Below are 17,043 nucleotides of genomic sequence, written 5' to 3' on the forward strand. Positions count from 1 at the left end.
GAAATGAAGGCAACCTGAACCCCCTTGGATGTTGCTGCCTGCTTGGCCTTACTCGCACTTTCATTGATCTGGGTCGGTGATCCGGCGACTCAGGGTCGTTGTGAACAGGCACCATGACACCCCCTTGGTGCGGGTCGTCATGGTGCAGGGAGGAGGATGAGTCGTGTAGGAGATCAGGCCCGCAACAACTCGCGCGCATTGGCCAGGGTAATGTCGGTGATCTGATCGCCCCCCAGCAGGCGGGCCAGTTCATTGAGGCGGGCCGACTGATCGAGGGCACACATCTGGGTTTCGGTGGTTTTGCCATCGGTATGCTTGCTCACCACCATGTGCTGGTGGCCATTGCCCGCTACCTGGGGCAGGTGCGTGACCACCATCACCTGGGTCGACTCGCCGAGCTGGCGCAACAGGCGCCCTACCACGGCGGCGGTCGGGCCGCTGATCCCCACGTCTACCTCATCGAAGATCAGGGTGGGAGTGGAGACCTTGCGGGCGCTGATCACCACGATGGCGAGGCTGATGCGTGACAGCTCGCCGCCGGAGGCCACCTTGCCAAGGGGCTGGATGGGCTGGCCCGGGTTGGTAGTGACCATGAACTCCACCCGATCGATCCCCAGAGGCGAGAGACTGCTCTGGGCATCGGGGCGCACCTCGATGGCGAAACGGCCATCTGGCATCGCCAGTTCGTGAATGCTGGTGGTCACCTGGGCAGCCAGCTCCTGTGCGTAGCGCTGGCGGCTCTGGCTCAGGGCCTCGGCCGACTGCAGAAACGCCTGGCGGGCGGCGGCCAGTTCATCTTCCATCCCTTCCAGGCGCTCCTCATCGGAGTTGAGGCGGGCGAGATCGCAGGCCAGCTCCTGATGGTGCAGCGCCAGATCCGCCGGTTTGACATGATGCTTGCGGGCCAGGTTGATCGCTCTTGAGAGGCGGGTCTCCAGCTCGTTGAAGCGCTCGGGATCCAGCTCCAGCCGATCCAGATAGCTGCGCAGTTCGCTATGGCTCTCCTGCACCTGGATGAGAGCATTGTTCAGCATCTCCAGCACCGGATTGAGGCGGCTGTCCATACCAACCAGTCCCTCGGCCTTGTCGACGGCGACCTGCAGCAGGCCGGCGATGGTGGTGTCATCGTTGTCATAGAGCAGATCCAGGCAGAAGCCGCACTTCTGCATCAGCTCGGTGCCGTTGGCCAGGCGCTGGTGCTCTTCCTCTATCTCTTCAAACTCCCCCGGTTGCAGGGCAAATTCATCGAGCTCCTGCACCTGGTATTCGATGAGCTGACGGCGGGCCTCCCGCTGCTGCTGCTCGGCTTTCAATCGGTTGAGCTCGTTTTGCAGCTGGCGCCATTGCTGGTAGTGCTGGCGTACCTCGTCGAGCAGCAGGTGATGGCCGGCATAGCCATCCAGCAGGGCGAGCTGGTAGTCCGGCTTGAGCAGCAGCTGGTGGGCATGCTGGCCATGCACGTTGACCAGCAGCTGGCCAAGGTTCTTGAGCTGGGTGAGGGGCACGGGCACCCCGTTGATGTAGCTGCGCGAGCGTCCCTCGGCGGAGATGACCCGGCGCACTATGCACTCCCCTTCGTTTTCCAGCTCGTTGGTGGCAAGCCAGGCGCGGGCGGCCGGGTTGCCATCGAGCTGGAAGCGGGCACTGACTTCGCTTTTGTCGCTCCCCGGGCGCACCATGCTGGCCTCGGCCCGCTCGCCAAGGCACAGGCCGAGGGCGTCGATGGCGATGGATTTGCCGGCGCCGGTCTCGCCTGTGATGCAGGTCATGCCCGGTTGCAAATCGAGTTCGAGAAACTTGACGATGGCGAAGTTGTTGACGGTCAGCTGGGTCAGCATGGTCTCATCCTGTATGGGTCAACATTACTGTTTATGTATCCAGTATATACTGGTCTTATATACAGTAAAGAGGCGTTGCCATTTTTAACAGGACAGGCCACCAGACGGGTGGCCTGCGGGATTGCAGAAAGGTGAAGATTAGTGGAAGGCTGACATCAAATCTGGGTGGGCGGCGATCACCTCGTCCAGTGCCTGTTCCAGTCGGTGGCCGCTGGTAATGAGGGGATTCAGTACCAAGGCACGCCAAGCCGTATGGCGATTGCCGGTGATGGCGGCCTCGATGGTGAGCTGCTCGAACTCCTTCATCAACTGCAGCAGGCGCAAGGTGTCTTGCGGGAAGGGGGCCACATTAAGCGGAAGCGGACCCGACTTGGTGATGAGAGAGCTCACTTCCACGGCACTCTCGTCCGGCAGACCGCTGATAGCGCCGTTGTTGCGGATGTTGACGTGCATGATGATACGCTTGTCGTTGTGGATGGCACTCATCAGCTCACACGCGGCCTCCGAGTAATACTGGCCGCCGCGTCCTTCCAGCGCTTTGGGCTTCTCGGTGAGATCCGGGTTGCGATAGAGCTCGAACAGCTGCTGTTCGATGGTCTTGACCACCTCACCCCGGGTGCCTTCGCCGCTGGCCTCTCCGAGCTCCTGTTTGAGGATATCGTCGCTCATGTAGTAGTAGCGCAGATAGGCACAGGGGATCATGCCCAGATTGGCCAGCAGATCCTTGGGCCAGGCAAAGGGGGGGATATTGCGCGGTACCAGCGGATCGTGTCCTTGTGCGATCCGGGCAATCACCTCGCCGAGTTTGTTCTCGCCCTGATGCTGAATCTGGCGCACGAAGATGAAATGGTTGAGTCCGGCCACCTGCATGATGAATTCCTGCTCGTCATGACTCTCCAGCAGAGTGGCGACCCCTTTTTGCATGATCACTGGCACGTTGCACAGCCCAACCGTCTTTATCTTGCTGTGGCGCAATACGGCTTCGGTCACCATGCCCGACGGGTTGGTGAAGTTGAGCAGCCAGGCATCGGGGCAGAGGCGTTCCATGTCGGCGGCGATCTGCAGAGCGATGGGGATAGTCCGGCAGGCGTTGGCAAAGCCGCCCAGTCCGTTGGTTTCCTGGCCGATCAGGCCGTATTTCAACGAAATCCGCTCATCGCTGATACGAGCTTCCAGGCAGCCGGCGCTAAACTGGGAGCAGACGTAGTCGGCCCCGTACAGTGCCTCTTCCCGATCCAGCCGGGTTTCAACCCGTACCGCCAGCCCAGCCTTGGCCAGCATGCGGCGGGTGAGGGCTGCGATGATCTCCATTTTCTCGCGGCCATCGTCGATGTCGATTAGCCAGAGTTCGTGCAGCGGTAACTCGTGCTGACGCTGGATCAACCCTTCGATCAGCTCCGGGGTGTAGCTAGAGCCTGCACCGATGATCACAATCTTGAGTCCGTTTTTCATTGTCCACCTCATGAACAGGGATAGACCCTATTAAAGGGGGAGCCTGGCGGGCGGACAAACGAAATAAGGGGTGGCATGGATTAGCCTGTTTAATGCATAAGGAGAAATGTCATACTGATGACCTGCGTCGCAACACGCGTCATTACGAGGTTATCCATGCTGGTACAACAGAATACCCTGGCCCTGCTGCACACTTTCGAGAGCACGGCCCGTTACCTCAGTTTCACTCGTGCCGCCGAGGAGATGAACCTCACGCAGGGGGCCATCAGCCACCGCATTCGCCATCTAGAAGGGTTGTTGGGTTTTCGTCTGTTTATTCGCCTGACCCGCAAGTTGGAGTTGACTGAAGAGGGGGCACGACTGCTGGCGACCCTGAGCCATTCTCTGCGCCAGATCAACGAAGAGATTGAAGATATCCGGGCTCAGGATCTGCGAGGGACGCTCCATGTCGGTGTTGCTCCGACGCTGGGGCTCAATTGGCTGATGCCAAGGCTACCCCGTTTCCAGCAGCGCTGGCCCGGGCTGAACGTGATGATGCGGGTTCGGGCCGGGGCGGTGGATTTCAACGAGGAGCGGGTGGATCTCGCCATCTACTACGGTGCGATCCGCTGCAGTGATCTGCACCGTGAGCTGTTGATGGAGGAGCGTCTGGTACCCGTCTGCTCCCCTGCCTATGCCGAGCGGCTGGGGTTGCTGCAGGAACCGACACGGTTGACTGAGGCCTGTTTTATCCATGCCTCGGAATCGACCGATGTGCAGCAGCTCTTCTCGGAGTGGCGCCTCTGGAGCGATGGTTCTGGTATGACATTGCCCTACGATCAGTGTCACTACGGTTTCAATCACTACCAGATGGCTCTGCAGGCGGCTCAAGGTGGCATGGGGGTCGCTATGGGGAGGGAGGTACTGGTGCGCAACTTGCTGGAGCAGGGCGTGCTGGTGGCGGTAGGAGGCCCGGCGGTGGCTGCCGGGCGTAATTACGAGCTGATCTCTCCATTGGAGAACCGCGAGCGACCGCGCTTTCGTGCCTTTAGCGACTGGCTGCGCAGTGAAGTGGCGCTCAGCCAGTCAGCTCATGACCTTGCCCCTTAAAACAGCTTGCTGCCCCAGCCGAGCTTGTTGCGCAGTACGTGGAAGTAGCTGTAATCGAGAGGATGCACCAGATGCAGCTGGTGGTGGCTCTTCTTGATGAGGATCTCGTCCCCCGGGTGCACCGCCAGGGTGACCTGGCCGTCGCAGCTCACCTGCATGGCGTCATCCTGATTGTCGGGCGAGACCAGCAGGCGCACCTCGCTGTCGGCGTCCAGTACGATGGGACGGCTGCTCAGGGTATGAGGAAACATGGGCACCAGGGTGATGGCGTTGAGCTTGGGGGTGAGAATGGCGCCACCGGCCGAGAGTGAATAGGCGGTGGAGCCGGTTGGAGTGGCTACTATGATGCCATCCGAGCGCTGGCTGTACATGAAGCTGCCGTCGATATAGACCTCGAACTCGATCATGTGGGCGATCTTGCCCGGGTGCAGCACCGCCTCGTTCACTGCCAGGTTGCTCGACTTGCGCTCGCCGTGGCGATAGACGGACGCCTCCAGCAGGAAGCGGTGCTCGCTCTTGTAGTGACCGGAGAGCACCTGCTCGAGGGGCAGCAGGTAATCCTGGGGGGAGAGATCGGTCAGAAAGCCGAGGTTGCCCCGGTTCACCCCGATCACTGCCACATCGAAGCGTGACAAGACCCGGGCCGCCCCCAGCATGTTGCCGTCACCGCCGACCACGATGGCGAGATCCGCCTGCTGGCCCAGCTGTACCAGATCCATCACGTCTTCTTCGAGGATCGAGAGGGTCTGGGCGACCCGGCTCTCGACCAGCACCCGGAAACCGCGGGTCGTCAGGTATTGATGCAGGCCGGTCAGCGTTTGGTTGGCTCCCTCATGATGGGGTTTGCCAATCAGGGCGATGGTTTTGAACGGAGAATCCATAGTCTGTCTGATCCACAGGGGTATTGCGGGCCAGTATACAGTGGTTTGTCCCGCTTGTGAGCCGCCCATATGGGATGGCGGGTCTCTATCCCCTTGAACCAGATGGCGAAAGCGTGAACGGGGTCGCAAGGAAAGGCGCACATCCGGCGCCATGAATGACCTTTTTCCCTTGAAAGCCGGGGATCCATCCCCATAATAGCGCCAACATAGTCGGTCTGTTGCCGTCTGGTCGCTCAGCCAGAGGTCAGGCCCTCATAAGTAACCCCGCAATTGGAGATGTCATGAACCACGAAGAGCAAAAGGTTGAAGCGATGGAGCAAGTTGAAGCCCAGCCAGTCGAGCCGACCGATGTAGACAGTGAAGTGACAGCCGAGCAGGCACGTATTGCCGAACTGGAAGCACAGCTGGAAGCGGCCCAGCAGGCCTCTGCCGAAGAGCGCGAGCGTGCCATTCGTGCCGTCGCCGAGATGGAAAACCTGCGTCGCCGCGCGGCCCAGGATGTCGAGAAGGCACACAAGTTTGCCCTCGAGAAGTTTGCTGGTGAACTGCTGCCGGTGCTGGACAACCTGGAGCGCGCCATCGAGCTCGCCGACAAGGAAAACGACGCCCTCAAGCCGATGATCGAAGGTGTCGAGCTGACCCTCAAGTCCATGCAGAGCGGCGTGGCCAAGTTCGGTCTGGTGGCGCTGGATCCGACCAACCAGCCGTTTGACCCGAACGCCCACCAGGCCATGAGCATGGTGCCGAGTGCCGACGTGGCACCCAACACCGTCATCGCCGTGATGCAAAAAGGCTACGAGCTGAACGGTCGCGTCATCCGTCCGGCCATGGTGATGGTGTCCAAGTCTGCTGACTGATCATCGTATCCTCACCAAGCCCGCCGCTTGGCGGGCTTTTTGTTTGTCGCGACGCTGTTGCTGGTCGCCAAGGGTATCGGCAAGCCTCCCCTGGCAACGAGCAAGGTGTTCACAGCAGATAAAGAGTACGGTTTTTTAGGGAGAGGGGCTTGAAGCGGCATCTGGCGACCCCATATAGGGAACAAGGCCACGGCGGCACAAAAAATTTGATGCCGGGAGCTTGAAAGCCGAATTGGCAGCCCCCACCTAGCCGTTAACGCATTGAGGCGAGTCTCTCGCCGGTTTATTCAAAGTATTTGGAGATTTCTCAAATGGGTAAAATCATCGGTATTGACCTGGGTACTACCAACTCCTGCGTCGCTATTCTGGATGGCGACACTGCTCGCGTGATCGAAAACGCAGAAGGTGATCGTACTACTCCGTCCATCATTGCCTATGCCGATGATGGCGAGATCCTGGTTGGTCAGCCGGCCAAGCGTCAGGCCATCACCAACCCGAAAAACACCCTGTTCGCCATCAAGCGTCTGATCGGCCGTCGTTTCGAAGATGACGAAGTGCAGCGTGACCTGAAAATCATGCCGTACGCCATCGCCAAGGCCGACAACGGTGACGCCTGGGTCGAGGTGAAAGGCAAGAAGATGGCACCTCCGCAGATCTCTGCCGAAGTGCTGAAGAAAATGAAGAAGACCGCCGAGGACTACCTGGGCGAGCCGGTGACCGAAGCGGTCATCACTGTTCCGGCCTACTTCAACGACGCCCAGCGTCAGGCCACCAAGGATGCCGGTCGCATCGCGGGTCTGGACGTCAAGCGCATCATCAACGAGCCGACTGCGGCTGCGTTTGCCTACGGCGTGAACAAGGTCAAGGGCGAGCGCAAGGTTGCCGTATATGACCTGGGTGGCGGTACCTTCGATATCTCCATCATCGAGATCGACGAAGTCGAAGGCGAAACCACCTTCGAAGTACTGGCGACCAACGGTAACACCCACCTGGGTGGTGAAGACTTCGACAACCGCGTCATCAACTACCTGGTTGACGAGTTCAAGCGCGAGCAGGGCATCGACCTGCGCAACGACCAGCTGGCTCTGCAGCGTCTGAAAGATGCCGCCGAGAAAGCCAAGATCGAGCTCTCTTCTGCCCAGCAGACCGACGTGAACCTGCCGTACATCACCGCAGATGCCACCGGTCCCAAGCACATGAACATCAAGGTGACCCGCGCCAAGCTGGAATCCCTGGTGGAAGACATGGTGAAAGACTCCCTGGAGCCGGTTCGTGTCGCCCTGAAAGACGCCGGTCTGGCAGTAGGCGAGATCGACGACGTCATCCTGGTGGGCGGTCAGACCCGTATGCCGCTGGTTCAGAAGACCGTTGCCGAGTTCTTCGGCAAAGAACCGCGCAAAGACGTCAACCCTGACGAAGCCGTGGCCATGGGTGCTGCCATCCAGGGTGCCGTACTGTCCGGTGACAAGACCGACGTACTGCTGCTGGACGTGACCCCGCTGTCTCTGGGTATCGAGACCATGGGTAGCGTGATGACTGCGCTGATCGAGAAGAACACCACCATCCCGACCAAGAAGTCCCAGGTGTTCTCTACCGCCGAAGACAACCAGTCAGCCGTGACTATTCACGTGCTGCAGGGTGAGCGCAAGCGCGCCAGCGACAACAAGTCCCTGGGCCAGTTCAACCTGGAAGGCATCCGCCCGGCACCGCGTGGTCTGCCGCAGATCGAAGTGACCTTCGACATCGATGCCAACGGTATCCTGCACGTCTCCGCGAAAGACAAGGAGACCAATAAGGAGCAGAAAATCACCATCCAGGCCTCTTCCGGTCTGTCTGATGAAGAGATCGAACGCATGGTACGCGAGGCCGAAGCCAACGCGGCCGAAGACAAGAAGTTCGAAGAGCTGGTGCAGACTCGCAACCAGGCTGACGGTCTGGTCCACTCCGTGCGCAAGCAGATCACTGAAGCCGGTGATGCCCTGCCTGCCGACGACAAGACCAAGATCGAAGCCGCGGTCAGCGAGCTGGAAGCTGCCCTCAAGGGTGACGACAAGGCTGCCATCGAAGCCAAACAGCAGGCTCTGCTGGAAGCGTCCCAGAAGCTGATGGAAATTGCCCAGCAGCAGGCTCAGGCACAAGGCACAGCCGGTGCTGATGCCGGCCAGTCCTCCTCTTCTACCAAGGCTGACGACGACGTGGTCGACGCCGAGTTCGAAGAAGTGAAAGACGACAAGAAGTAAGCCCTACCCAGATGGGCGAGGTCCGCTTCGCCCATCGGCTTAAGTCTATGAATTCACGGGCGTTGGGTGACCAACGCCCGTCTGCATAACTGCTAACAGGATGAGTATGTCGAAGCGCGATTTCTACGAAGTGCTGGGGGTATCGAAAGATGCCGACGAGCGCGAGATCAAGAAGGCGTACAAGCGTCTGGCCATGAAGTATCACCCTGACCGTAATCAGGGCGATGCCAATGCTGAAGAGAAATTCAAAGAGGTCAAGGAGGCTTACGAGGTCCTGACCGATGCCAACCTGCGTGCCCGTTACGATCAATACGGCCATGCCGGTGTCGATCCGAGTCAGGGTGGCGGCGGCCACGGTGGCTTTGGCGGCGGCGCCGATTTCGGCGACATCTTTGGCGATGTGTTCGGTGACATCTTTGGTGGCAGCCGTGGCGGTGGTCGTCGCGGCCCGGCCCGTGGTGCCGACCTGCGCTATACCATGGAACTGACCCTGGAAGAGGCGGTGCGCGGTGTCTCCAAAGAGATCAAGGTCCCGACCCTGGTCCACTGTGAGGTGTGTAACGGCTCCGGCGCCCACACCGGGAGCTCTGCCCAGACCTGCCCCACCTGCCACGGCTCCGGCCAGGTACAGATGCGTCAGGGTTTCTTTGCAGTGCAGCAACCCTGCCCGCACTGTCACGGTCGCGGCAAGATCATCAAGGATCCGTGCCGCAAGTGCCATGGCGAAGGGCGCTACCAGAAGACCAAGACCCTGTCGGTCAAGATCCCGGCTGGCGTCGATACTGGCGATCGCATCCGTCTCTCCGGCGAAGGGGAAGCGGGGGAAGCCGGCGCACCGGCTGGCGATCTGTATGTGCAGGTGCACGTCAAGGAGCACGAGATCTTCGTGCGTGACGGTAACAACCTCTACTGTGAAGTCCCCATCAGCTTCACTGCGGCAGCCCTGGGTGGCGAGATCGAAGTGCCGACCCTGGACGGCCGGGTCAAGCTCAAGGTAACCCCGGAGACCCAGACCGGCAAGATGTTCCGCATGCGTGGCAAGGGCGTCAAATCCGTGCGCTCCGGCCAGGTGGGGGATCTGATGTGCAAGGTGGTGGTCGAGACCCCGGTCAAGCTGACCGAGCAGCAAAAAGAGCTGCTGCGTCAGCTGGACGAGTCGTTCAGCGGTGCCGCCGCCAAGACCCACAAGCCGAAATCGGAAGGCTTCTTCGAAGGAGTGAAACGCTTCTTCGACGATCTGACCAGCTGATCCTCAGCCCATCCCAGCAAAGCCGGCCCCAGCGCCGGCTTTCTTTTTGCCTGCTCTTTGCCAAAGCCCAGTGTATCTGTGTCAATCCGCGGTGCTGGCATGCCAGAACACCTGCTTGATATGAGGGTGAATACTCAGCTTTTGCATCAGGGCATCGAGCTCGTCGCCGTCGATGGAGGTGGCGAGCAGCACCGCCGAGATCTCCAGATCCCGCTCGCCGAACGGCGCTATATCCAGTTCGCTCAAGGGGTAGTCGGCCCGCTCCAGCATCTCTTCCAGCCAGTGCAGCACCTCTTTCTGGTGCTCGCGGGAGGTGAGCGCCGTCACCTTGCAGGTCACCTCGGTATCGAGATTGTCTACCGGGCGGCGGTTGATCTGGTTGACCAGAGGGCGCAGCAGGGTGTTGGCGGCCAGAACGAACAGGGCGCCGAGTACCGCCTCCATGGCCAGCCCGGCACCGCAGGCCGCCCCGACGGCGGCAACGCCCCACAGGGTGGCCGCCGTGTTGATGCCGCGGATGTTGCCCGATTCGCGCATGATGACGCCGGCGCCGAGAAAGCCGATGCCGGAGACGATATAGGCCACTACATGAACCACGCCATAAGTACCGCCATGCAGGTCGTGGATACGCTGGGCCAGGTTGACGAACAGGGCCGCGCCTACGGCGACCAGCACGTTGGTGCGAAGGCCGGCGGTACGCTGGCGATACTGGCGCTCCAGCCCCACCAGGCTGCCCAGCATAAAGGCCAGCAGCAGGCTGGCTAGGGTATCGCCCAGGGCGATCACATCGAGTTGTTGCCACATTCTCATGGTGTGTTCCTTTTGGTAGCGGATGGCCATGCCTGTTGGCAAGTGACTCTGTTGAGCGCTCTTATTACCAGCAGCTGGCCGTCTCGTGCGCCAGCGACCATGTCGTCGTGAAAAGGGCACACGGATACGAGACCCGCCCATGGAGGATGCAAGCGGGTCGTTGGAATGGATGGAAAGGGGCCGACAGGGCCGGCCCCGGATGTCAGGTCAACTGAACACGGTCTCGGAGTCGCGACGGGGACGCAGCTCCCAGCAAACCGGATGCTGAACCCCGACCTGATGCACGAACTGCACCAGATAACGACGCTGGGGCGGGGTGCAGTCGAGGCTCAGCACCAGCTCCCGGCTACCGCCGCGTCCCGGTCGCAGAGACTGCAAGGGATGCAGGCCCGCCGGTTGCAGGGTGTGATTGACCATGTCGAGCACCTGCTCCATATCGGCGCGATCCTGGCAGCGGATCTGCAGCCGGTAGTGATGCTGGCGCCCCTTGCCACGCAGCCAGAGCGGCAGCAAGCCGCGGCCCAGTCTGCTCAGCAGGGGGTGGATCCGGACGGTGACAGACGATGTTGAAACAAAACGCATAGCAGCCTCCTTGTGGGAAGCAGAAACTATGCAGGCAAGGTGTCCCGGCCTTGGCCCGGTCACCTGACGTCAAGTGTAAAAAGAGAAAGGGGAGTGGATTTCCGCTTCTCGCAGGGCTGCGAGCAAGCGGCAGAGGAAGACCTGCGGCTAGCTCGCGACCCGGGTGCCGACGACGAGGGTCGGTCTACAACTGTCACTTGATGAGTTGCCCACTGATGGTCTCCGCTATTGATAAGAGGCAGGGATCATAGCCAACTAACCAGGCCGGGTAAACCTTCAGGCTCTTTTGGCAACATCTTGCAACAAATCGGGCGTTGCCAGGGCCATGCCTGCCTCTTCATGCGGCACCTCGGATCCAGGCTATTTAAACCCCATTCGCTTGAGGATCATGGCCGCCGGGCAGAGCCCGGTGAACGCGCTCTGGATCAGGTTGACCCCGACGAAGACGCTCAGCCAGAAAAAGCCCGGGTGAACCCAGTGGGTCAGTGCCAGCGACAGCAGCAGCATGCAGCCTGCGACTATCCTCACGCCATTGTCTACCGTCATGTGTTGCTCCTTTCCTTAGTGGTGGCTGATCTTTAAATTAGATGTTGCTAATTTAGTTTTTATTTATAGAATAAAACCAAATATAAGCAACTACTAATTTACTGCTTATGACACAGTTCGATGAGATGACCCGCCACGCGAGCGCGGCGGCTGCGTTACTCAAGGCCCTGGCTCATCCGGAGCGGTTGATGGTGCTCTGTCAACTGGTGGAAGGGGAGAAAGGGGTCGGCGAACTGCTGGCCCACAGCCAGCTGGGGCAGTCGGCCTTCTCCCAGCAATTGTCGGTATTGAAGCGTCACGGGCTGATCCAGTACCGCAAGGTTTCCCAGCAGATCTTCTACTCGCTGGCGAGCGAGGCGGCGGTCGATGTGCTCGGGGCGCTGCAAGCCCATTTTTGTCACTCTGAAAATAAGGAATCTTGATGATGGAAACGCAATGGCTGCTCTCCCTGGGCGGGGGCATGCTGGCCGGATTGGCCGCTCTGATCCTGTTGTTGTGCAACGGCCGGGTCGCCGGGATCAGCGGCATTCTGGCGGGTGCTCTGCAACAAAAGCAGGCCTGGCGCTGGCTCTTCTTGCTGGGACTGGGGGCGGGAGCTTGGCTGGCTCTGACCCTGGGGTGGGCCAAGATGCCCGACTTCACGGCCCTGCCTGGCTGGCCGCTGGTGCTGCTGGCGGGTCTGTTGGTTGGCGTCGGTTCCCGCCTTGGCAATGGCTGCACCAGTGGTCACGGCATCTGCGGCATGGGTCGCCTGTCCCGCCGCTCCATCGTGGCCACCCTCACTTTTATGACGACCGGCATAGTGACCGTGTTTTTGACTCACCATTTCTTCTAAGAGGCTGATTGCCATGAATTTGCTGACAAGTTTGCTCGCCGGTTTGCTGTTTGGTATGGGGCTGGCCATCTCCGGCATGGTGGATCCGGCCCGGGTCACAGGGTTTCTCGACCTGGCGGGCAATTGGGATCCCAGCCTGGGATTCGTGATGGGGGGCGCCCTGCTGGTGTTTACTCCGGGTTATCTGCTGCTGGTCAAGCCGCGGCGTCTGAGCCTGCTGGGCAATCCCATCGCCGTGGTGCCCAAGCCGGTGCTGGATCGTCGTCTCATCGGCGGTTCGGCCCTGTTTGGTATCGGCTGGGGGTTGGTGGGGATTTGTCCCGGGCCAGCCTTGAGTCTCATTTCCAGCGGCCAGCCCATGATATTGTTGTTCATTGCGGCCATGGTGGCCGGGATCTTGCTGGTCGACAAGGTATGGGTGAGGGCGAGCCAGCCTCGCATTGCCTGATGACATAGCGCGAATCACCATCCAGGGAAGGAGGATTATCATGGGCAACATCCGTTTGCTGGGGGCCGTACTGCTGGTCATGACATCTCCCCTGGCTGGGGCCGCCGAGGCTGGTAGCGTCGAGGTTCTGACCGTCTCTCCTCGCCAGATCAGCGACTGGCTGATGCTGGATGGCACCGTCAGCGCCATCAATCAGGGCACGGTGGCCGCCCAGACCAGCGGCCGTGTCTCCCGCATGCTGGTGGATGTGAACGATGAGGTGCAGGCGGGGCAACCTCTGCTCGAGATCAGCGGCAAGGAGCAGTTTGCCGCCGTCACGGGTGCGCAGGCGCGACTGGCGCGGGCACAGGCCCAGCAGGTGGAGGCCGAGCGTCAGCTCGCCCGCTTCCAGGCCCTCATCGCCAAGGGAGTGATCACCCGCGCCCAGCTCGACACGGCCCAGGCCAGCGATCGCGCCGCCCGCGCCGAGGTGAATGCCGCCGAGGCGGCCCTCACCCAGGCCCGCGAGGCCTATGGTTATACCCGCATCCTGGCGCCCTACGCCGGGGTCGTCACCAAACGGTTGGTGGAGCTGGGGGAGACGGTGGCTCCCGGCACCCCGCTGCTCTCGGGCTTCTCCCTCGATGCCTTGCGAGTGGAACTGGAGCTGCCCCAGTCCGCCCTCGCTCTGGCCGGTCAACCTGTGGATGTGCAGGTATTGCTACCGGATGGCAAGGCCGTTACGCCCCTCAAGCTGACCCGCTTCAACTACGCCGACAACCAGAGCCACGCCTTTCGCCTGCGCCTCGATCTGCCGCCAAAAACCGCCGGGGTACTGCCCGGCATGTGGCTCAAGGTGCAGCTGAGGCGCGGTGAGCGCCAGGTGCTGCAGCTCCCGGCCCAGGCCCTGCTGCGCCAAGGGGAGTTCAATGGCGTCTACCTCAGGCAGGGAGAGGGCTGGGCCCTGACGCCGGTGCGGGTCGGCGATTGCTGGCAGGGGCAGTGCGAGATCCTGGCCGGCCTGCAAGGGGGTGATCGGGTCGCGGCAGATGCCTGGGCGCGCCAGCAGGAGGTTGCTCATGAGTGATCACAAGCTGGGACCGGCCGGGCGACTGGCGGCGCTGTTTCAGGGCTCGGCCATCACCCCGCTGCTGGCGCTGGTGGGGCTCTTGCTCGGCCTCTTTGCGGTGCTGGTGACTCCCAAGGAGGAGGAGCCGCAGATCGATGTCACCTTCGCCGATGTCTATATTCCCTTTCCGGGCGCTAGCCCCGCCGAGGTCGAATCCCTCGTCACCACCCCTGCCGAACAGGTTATTTCCCAGATAAAGGGGATAGACACCCTCTACTCCTTCTCCCGCCCCGACGGCGCCCTGCTGGTGGTGGTGTTCAAGGTGGGGGTGAGCCGCGAGCAGGCCATCGTCGATCTCAACAACCAGCTCGATTCCAACCGCGACTGGCTGCCCCAGGGGCTTGGCGTCGGCCAGCCGCTGGTCAAACCCAGGGGGATCGACGATGTGCCCATCGTCAGCCTGACGCTCTGGAGCAAGCAGCTGGGGGCCGCCGAGCTGACCCGGGTCGCCCACGAGCTGGAGACCGAGCTCAAGCGCCTGCCCGGCACCCGCGATATCTACAGCCTGGGCAGCCAGCGCGCCGTGCTGAGGGTGATGCCGGATCCGGCCGCCCTCAGTGCCCATGGCATCAGCTGGGGGGAACTCAACCAGCGTCTTGCCGCCGCCAACCAGGTGGGTAGCGAGCAGGCCGTCGTGCAGGACAACCGGGAGATTAAGGTACAGGTGGGCCAGTTCCTGCAAAGCGAGCAGGAGGCCCGCGAGCTGGTGGTGGGGCTCCATGAAGGCAAACCTGTCTACCTCGGCAATGTGGCCCGAGTGTCGCTTGGGGAGGAGACCCCGACCCAGCGCAGCTGGATGGGGCAGGGGGATCGCAGCTATCCAGCAGTGACCCTGGCCATCGGTAAACAGCCGGGGCAGAACGCGGTCGAGGTGGCCAAGCGGGTGGAGGCCCGGGTCGAGAGCCTCAAGAACCGGCTCATCCCGGCCGGGGTCGAGGTGACGGTGACCCGGGACTATGGTGTGACCGCCGAGACCAAATCCAACACCCTGATCGGCAAGCTCATCTTTGCCACCACCGCGGTGGTGTTGCTGGTGCTGGTGAGCATGGGCTGGCGCGAGGCGCTGGTGGTGGGCATCGCCATCGTTATCACCCTGGCGCTGACCCTGTTTGCCAGCTGGGCCTGGGGCTTTACCCTCAACCGGGTGTCGCTGTTTGCGCTGATCTTCTCCATCGGCATCCTGGTGGATGACGCCATCGTGGTGGTGGAGAACATCCACCGCCATCGCGGTCTTGGCAAGGGCCCCCTCAAAGCACTTATTCCGGGCGCGGTGGACGAGGTAGGGGGGCCGACCATTCTCGCCACCCTGACCGTCATCGCGGCCCTGCTGCCCATGGCCTTTGTCAGCGGCCTGATGGGCCCCTACATGAGCCCCATCCCCATCAATGCCAGCATGGGGATGCTTATCTCGCTGCTGGTGGCTTTTATCTTCTCCCCCTGGCTGGCGGGCCATCTGCTCAAGAGCGAGGGGCATGTCGCCCACGGCGAGGCCAGGGCCGGCCTCTTTCACCGTCTGATGACCCCCTTTCTGATTGGCGCTGGCGCCAGGAGCGCGAGACGCAAGCTCTGGCTGGTCATCTTGTTGCTGGTGGCGGGGGCCGCCGCCATGCCCATGGTGCAGTGGGTGGTGCTCAAGATGCTCCCCTTCGACAACAAGTCGGAATTCCAGCTGGTGCTCGACATGCCGGAGGGGGCGACCCTGGAGCAGACCGAGCGCACCCTGCTGGCGGTGGGTCGGGAGCTCGCCAGGGTGCCCGAGGTGAAGGACTACCAGATCTACGCCGGCACCGCCGCCCCCATCAACTTCAACGGGTTGGTGCGCCACTACTTCATCCGCAGCGGCGCCAACGTGGGGGACATCCAGGTCAATCTGGTGGACAAGCATGAACGGGATCGCAGCAGTCACGAGATTGCCCGGTCGGTGCGTGCGCCCTTGCAGGCCATCGCCAGCGCGGTGGGAGGCAATCTCAAGGTGGTGGAGGTGCCCCCGGGACCGCCGGTCTGGTCCCCCATCGTCGCGGAAGTGTATGGCCCGACGCCAGCTGCCCGTGAAGCGGCGGCGCGCGCCGTAGAGGCCCGCTTCGTGGCGACGGCGGATCTGGTGGATGTGGACATCTATCTGACCGACCCGCAGCCCAAGTGGCGGCTGGTGATCGATCGCAGCAAGGCGGCGCGCTTCGGGGTCGAACTCGGCGATCTGGTGGCCACCCTCAACGGCGGCGTGGGCTATCAGGATGCCAGCTGGCTGCATGGTCAGGGGGCCAAGTACCCGGTGCCCATTCGCCTCGAGCTGGCGGCCGGTGACAAGCGGGATCTGGCCGGCATCCTGGCGCTCAAGGTGCGCAGCCAGAACGGGCAGCTCATTCGGGTATCCGAGCTGGTGAGCCGCCGTGACGAGGTGGCGCCCAGCTACATCATGCACAAGAACATGCGGCCCATGGTGATGGTGGTGGCCGACATGGGGGGCCACACCGACAGCCCGCTCTACGGCATGTTTGCCGCCGGGGAGGGTATCGACTTGCCCCAGTACTATGTGCAGCAGCCGGATAAATTGGGGGAAGTGGCACTGTTGTGGGACGGGGAGTGGAAGATAACCTACGAGACCTTCCGTGATATGGGCATTGCCTACGGAGTGGGGATGATCCTCATCTACCTGCTGGTGGTGGCCCAGTTCCGCTCCTATCTGGTGCCGCTCATCATCATGGCGCCCATCCCGCTCACTCTGATCGGGGTGATGCCGGGCCACGCCCTGCTGGGGGCCCAGTTCACCGCCACCTCGATGATCGGCATGATAGCGCTGGCCGGGATAATCGTGCGCAACAGTATCTTGCTGGTGGATTTCATCGAGCAGCAGCGGGCGGCGGGCACTGCGTTCGAGCTGGCAGTGATCGAGGCGGCGCAGGTGCGGGCCAAACCCATCCTGCTGACGGCGCTGGCGGCCATGATCGGGGCCCTTTTCATCCTCGATGACCCCATCTTCAACGGGCTGGCCATCAGCCTCATCTTCGGCATTCTGGTCTCCACCCTGCTCACCCTGGTGGTGATCCCCCTGCTCTACTACAGCCTGCTGTCAGGTCGTCATCAGGAAACCTGATCAATCCGCAAACC

15 protein-coding genes are annotated in these 17,043 nt (G+C 61.7%); 9 read left to right on the forward strand and 6 right to left on the reverse strand.

Going from position 1 to position 17,043, the window contains the following annotated elements:
- Positions 1 to 173: 173 nt before the first annotated feature.
- Positions 174 to 1,838 (reverse strand): DNA repair protein RecN, encoded by a 1,665-nt coding sequence (gene recN / locus ACB034_RS08950; protein WP_371172644.1) that lies wholly within the window; start codon positions 1,836 to 1,838, stop codon positions 174 to 176.
- A 138-nt stretch (positions 1,839 to 1,976) separates the two neighbouring features.
- Positions 1,977 to 3,290, reverse strand: a complete 1,314-nt coding sequence (locus ACB034_RS08955; RefSeq protein ID WP_371172645.1) for a 6-phospho-beta-glucosidase — start codon at positions 3,288 to 3,290, stop codon at positions 1,977 to 1,979.
- 156 nt (positions 3,291 to 3,446) lie between these two features.
- Between ACB034_RS08955 and ACB034_RS08960 the strand changes: the two genes are divergently transcribed.
- A complete protein-coding gene (locus ACB034_RS08960; RefSeq protein WP_371172646.1) occupies positions 3,447 to 4,379 on the forward strand; it encodes a LysR substrate-binding domain-containing protein in 933 nt (310 codons plus the stop codon).
- Here ACB034_RS08960 and nadK read toward each other — a convergent pair.
- Positions 4,376 to 5,260 carry an NAD(+) kinase gene (gene nadK / locus ACB034_RS08965; protein WP_026457306.1) on the reverse strand — a complete coding sequence of 295 codons (885 nt, stop codon included), beginning with the start codon at positions 5,258 to 5,260 and terminating at the stop codon, positions 4,376 to 4,378. The two genes, ACB034_RS08960 and nadK, sit on opposite strands and share 4 nt — an antisense overlap.
- Positions 5,261 to 5,541: 281 nt before the next feature.
- Here nadK and grpE point away from each other — a divergent pair, with 281 nt between their 5' ends.
- The 3 genes from grpE to dnaJ all read left to right on the forward strand — a co-directional run bounded on the left by grpE (position 5,542) and on the right by dnaJ (position 9,606).
- On the forward strand, positions 5,542 to 6,117 hold the full coding sequence (gene grpE / locus ACB034_RS08970; protein WP_026457546.1) for a nucleotide exchange factor GrpE: 576 nt from the start codon (positions 5,542 to 5,544) through the stop codon (positions 6,115 to 6,117).
- 311 nt (positions 6,118 to 6,428) lie between these two features.
- Positions 6,429 to 8,357 (forward strand): molecular chaperone DnaK, encoded by a 1,929-nt coding sequence (dnaK, locus tag ACB034_RS08975; RefSeq protein ID WP_042028401.1) that lies wholly within the window; start codon positions 6,429 to 6,431, stop codon positions 8,355 to 8,357.
- 106 nt (positions 8,358 to 8,463) lie between these two features.
- The gene (gene dnaJ, locus ACB034_RS08980; protein WP_042028402.1) at positions 8,464 to 9,606 is read left to right on the forward strand and encodes a molecular chaperone DnaJ; all 1,143 of its coding nucleotides are present in this window, start codon (positions 8,464 to 8,466) and stop codon (positions 9,604 to 9,606) included.
- Positions 9,607 to 9,687: 81 nt separating this feature from the next.
- Here dnaJ and ACB034_RS08985 read toward each other — a convergent pair whose 3' ends face one another.
- From ACB034_RS08985 to ACB034_RS08995, 3 genes are all read right to left on the reverse strand, one after another.
- On the reverse strand, positions 9,688 to 10,416 hold the full coding sequence (locus ACB034_RS08985) for an MgtC/SapB family protein (RefSeq protein WP_216992738.1): 729 nt from the start codon (positions 10,414 to 10,416) through the stop codon (positions 9,688 to 9,690).
- Between the two features lie 207 nt (positions 10,417 to 10,623).
- Positions 10,624 to 10,998, reverse strand: a complete 375-nt coding sequence (locus ACB034_RS08990; RefSeq protein ID WP_371172647.1) for a hypothetical protein — start codon at positions 10,996 to 10,998, stop codon at positions 10,624 to 10,626.
- 360 nt (positions 10,999 to 11,358) lie between these two features.
- Positions 11,359 to 11,544 carry a DUF2892 domain-containing protein gene (locus ACB034_RS08995; RefSeq protein WP_371172648.1) on the reverse strand — a complete coding sequence of 62 codons (186 nt, stop codon included), beginning with the start codon at positions 11,542 to 11,544 and terminating at the stop codon, positions 11,359 to 11,361.
- Between the two features lie 107 nt (positions 11,545 to 11,651).
- Here ACB034_RS08995 and ACB034_RS09000 point away from each other — a divergent pair, with 107 nt between their 5' ends.
- Genes ACB034_RS09000 through ACB034_RS09020 form a run of 5 tightly spaced genes read left to right on the forward strand, consistent with a single transcriptional unit; the run spans position 11,652 to position 17,029 of the window.
- The gene (locus ACB034_RS09000; RefSeq protein WP_371172649.1) at positions 11,652 to 11,966 is read left to right on the forward strand and encodes an ArsR/SmtB family transcription factor; all 315 of its coding nucleotides are present in this window, start codon (positions 11,652 to 11,654) and stop codon (positions 11,964 to 11,966) included.
- On the forward strand, positions 11,966 to 12,379 hold the full coding sequence (locus ACB034_RS09005) for a YeeE/YedE family protein (protein WP_026456402.1): 414 nt from the start codon (positions 11,966 to 11,968) through the stop codon (positions 12,377 to 12,379). The genes ACB034_RS09000 and ACB034_RS09005 overlap by 1 nt, the downstream gene beginning before the upstream one ends.
- 13 nt (positions 12,380 to 12,392) lie before the next feature.
- A complete protein-coding gene (locus tag ACB034_RS09010; RefSeq protein WP_042028409.1) occupies positions 12,393 to 12,827 on the forward strand; it encodes a YeeE/YedE family protein in 435 nt (144 codons plus the stop codon).
- Between the two features lie 40 nt (positions 12,828 to 12,867).
- A complete protein-coding gene (locus ACB034_RS09015; protein ID WP_026458479.1) occupies positions 12,868 to 13,893 on the forward strand; it encodes an efflux RND transporter periplasmic adaptor subunit in 1,026 nt (341 codons plus the stop codon).
- Positions 13,856 to 17,029 carry an efflux RND transporter permease subunit gene (locus ACB034_RS09020; protein ID WP_371172650.1) on the forward strand — a complete coding sequence of 1,058 codons (3,174 nt, stop codon included), beginning with the start codon at positions 13,856 to 13,858 and terminating at the stop codon, positions 17,027 to 17,029. Before ACB034_RS09015 ends, ACB034_RS09020 begins: the two co-directional genes overlap by 38 nt.
- The last annotated feature ends 14 nt before the right edge of the window (positions 17,030 to 17,043 follow it).

Origin of the sequence: Aeromonas sp. S18(2024) (assembly GCF_041402525.1) — a bacterium.
Lineage (GTDB): Bacteria > Pseudomonadota > Gammaproteobacteria > Enterobacterales > Aeromonadaceae > Aeromonas > Aeromonas enteropelogenes.

Excerpts from the sequence above, each read along its gene's own strand:
- recN (WP_371172644.1), bottom strand. The coding sequence starts at position 1,838 with ATGCTGACCCAGCTGACCGTCAACAACTTCGCCATCGTCAAGTTTCTC.
- ACB034_RS08955 (WP_371172645.1), bottom strand. The coding sequence starts at position 3,290 with ATGAAAAACGGACTCAAGATTGTGATCATCGGTGCAGGCTCTAGCTAC.
- ACB034_RS08960 (WP_371172646.1), top strand. The coding sequence starts at position 3,447 with ATGCTGGTACAACAGAATACCCTGGCCCTGCTGCACACTTTCGAGAGC.
- nadK (WP_026457306.1), bottom strand. The coding sequence starts at position 5,260 with ATGGATTCTCCGTTCAAAACCATCGCCCTGATTGGCAAACCCCATCAT.
- grpE (WP_026457546.1), top strand. The coding sequence starts at position 5,542 with ATGAACCACGAAGAGCAAAAGGTTGAAGCGATGGAGCAAGTTGAAGCC.
- dnaK (WP_042028401.1), top strand. The coding sequence starts at position 6,429 with ATGGGTAAAATCATCGGTATTGACCTGGGTACTACCAACTCCTGCGTC.
- dnaJ (WP_042028402.1), top strand. The coding sequence starts at position 8,464 with ATGTCGAAGCGCGATTTCTACGAAGTGCTGGGGGTATCGAAAGATGCC.
- ACB034_RS08985 (WP_216992738.1), bottom strand. The coding sequence starts at position 10,416 with ATGAGAATGTGGCAACAACTCGATGTGATCGCCCTGGGCGATACCCTA.
- ACB034_RS08990 (WP_371172647.1), bottom strand. The coding sequence starts at position 10,998 with ATGCGTTTTGTTTCAACATCGTCTGTCACCGTCCGGATCCACCCCCTG.
- ACB034_RS08995 (WP_371172648.1), bottom strand. The coding sequence starts at position 11,544 with ATGACGGTAGACAATGGCGTGAGGATAGTCGCAGGCTGCATGCTGCTG.
- ACB034_RS09000 (WP_371172649.1), top strand. The coding sequence starts at position 11,652 with ATGACACAGTTCGATGAGATGACCCGCCACGCGAGCGCGGCGGCTGCG.
- ACB034_RS09005 (WP_026456402.1), top strand. The coding sequence starts at position 11,966 with ATGATGGAAACGCAATGGCTGCTCTCCCTGGGCGGGGGCATGCTGGCC.
- ACB034_RS09010 (WP_042028409.1), top strand. The coding sequence starts at position 12,393 with ATGAATTTGCTGACAAGTTTGCTCGCCGGTTTGCTGTTTGGTATGGGG.
- ACB034_RS09015 (WP_026458479.1), top strand. The coding sequence starts at position 12,868 with ATGGGCAACATCCGTTTGCTGGGGGCCGTACTGCTGGTCATGACATCT.
- ACB034_RS09020 (WP_371172650.1), top strand. The coding sequence starts at position 13,856 with ATGCCTGGGCGCGCCAGCAGGAGGTTGCTCATGAGTGATCACAAGCTG.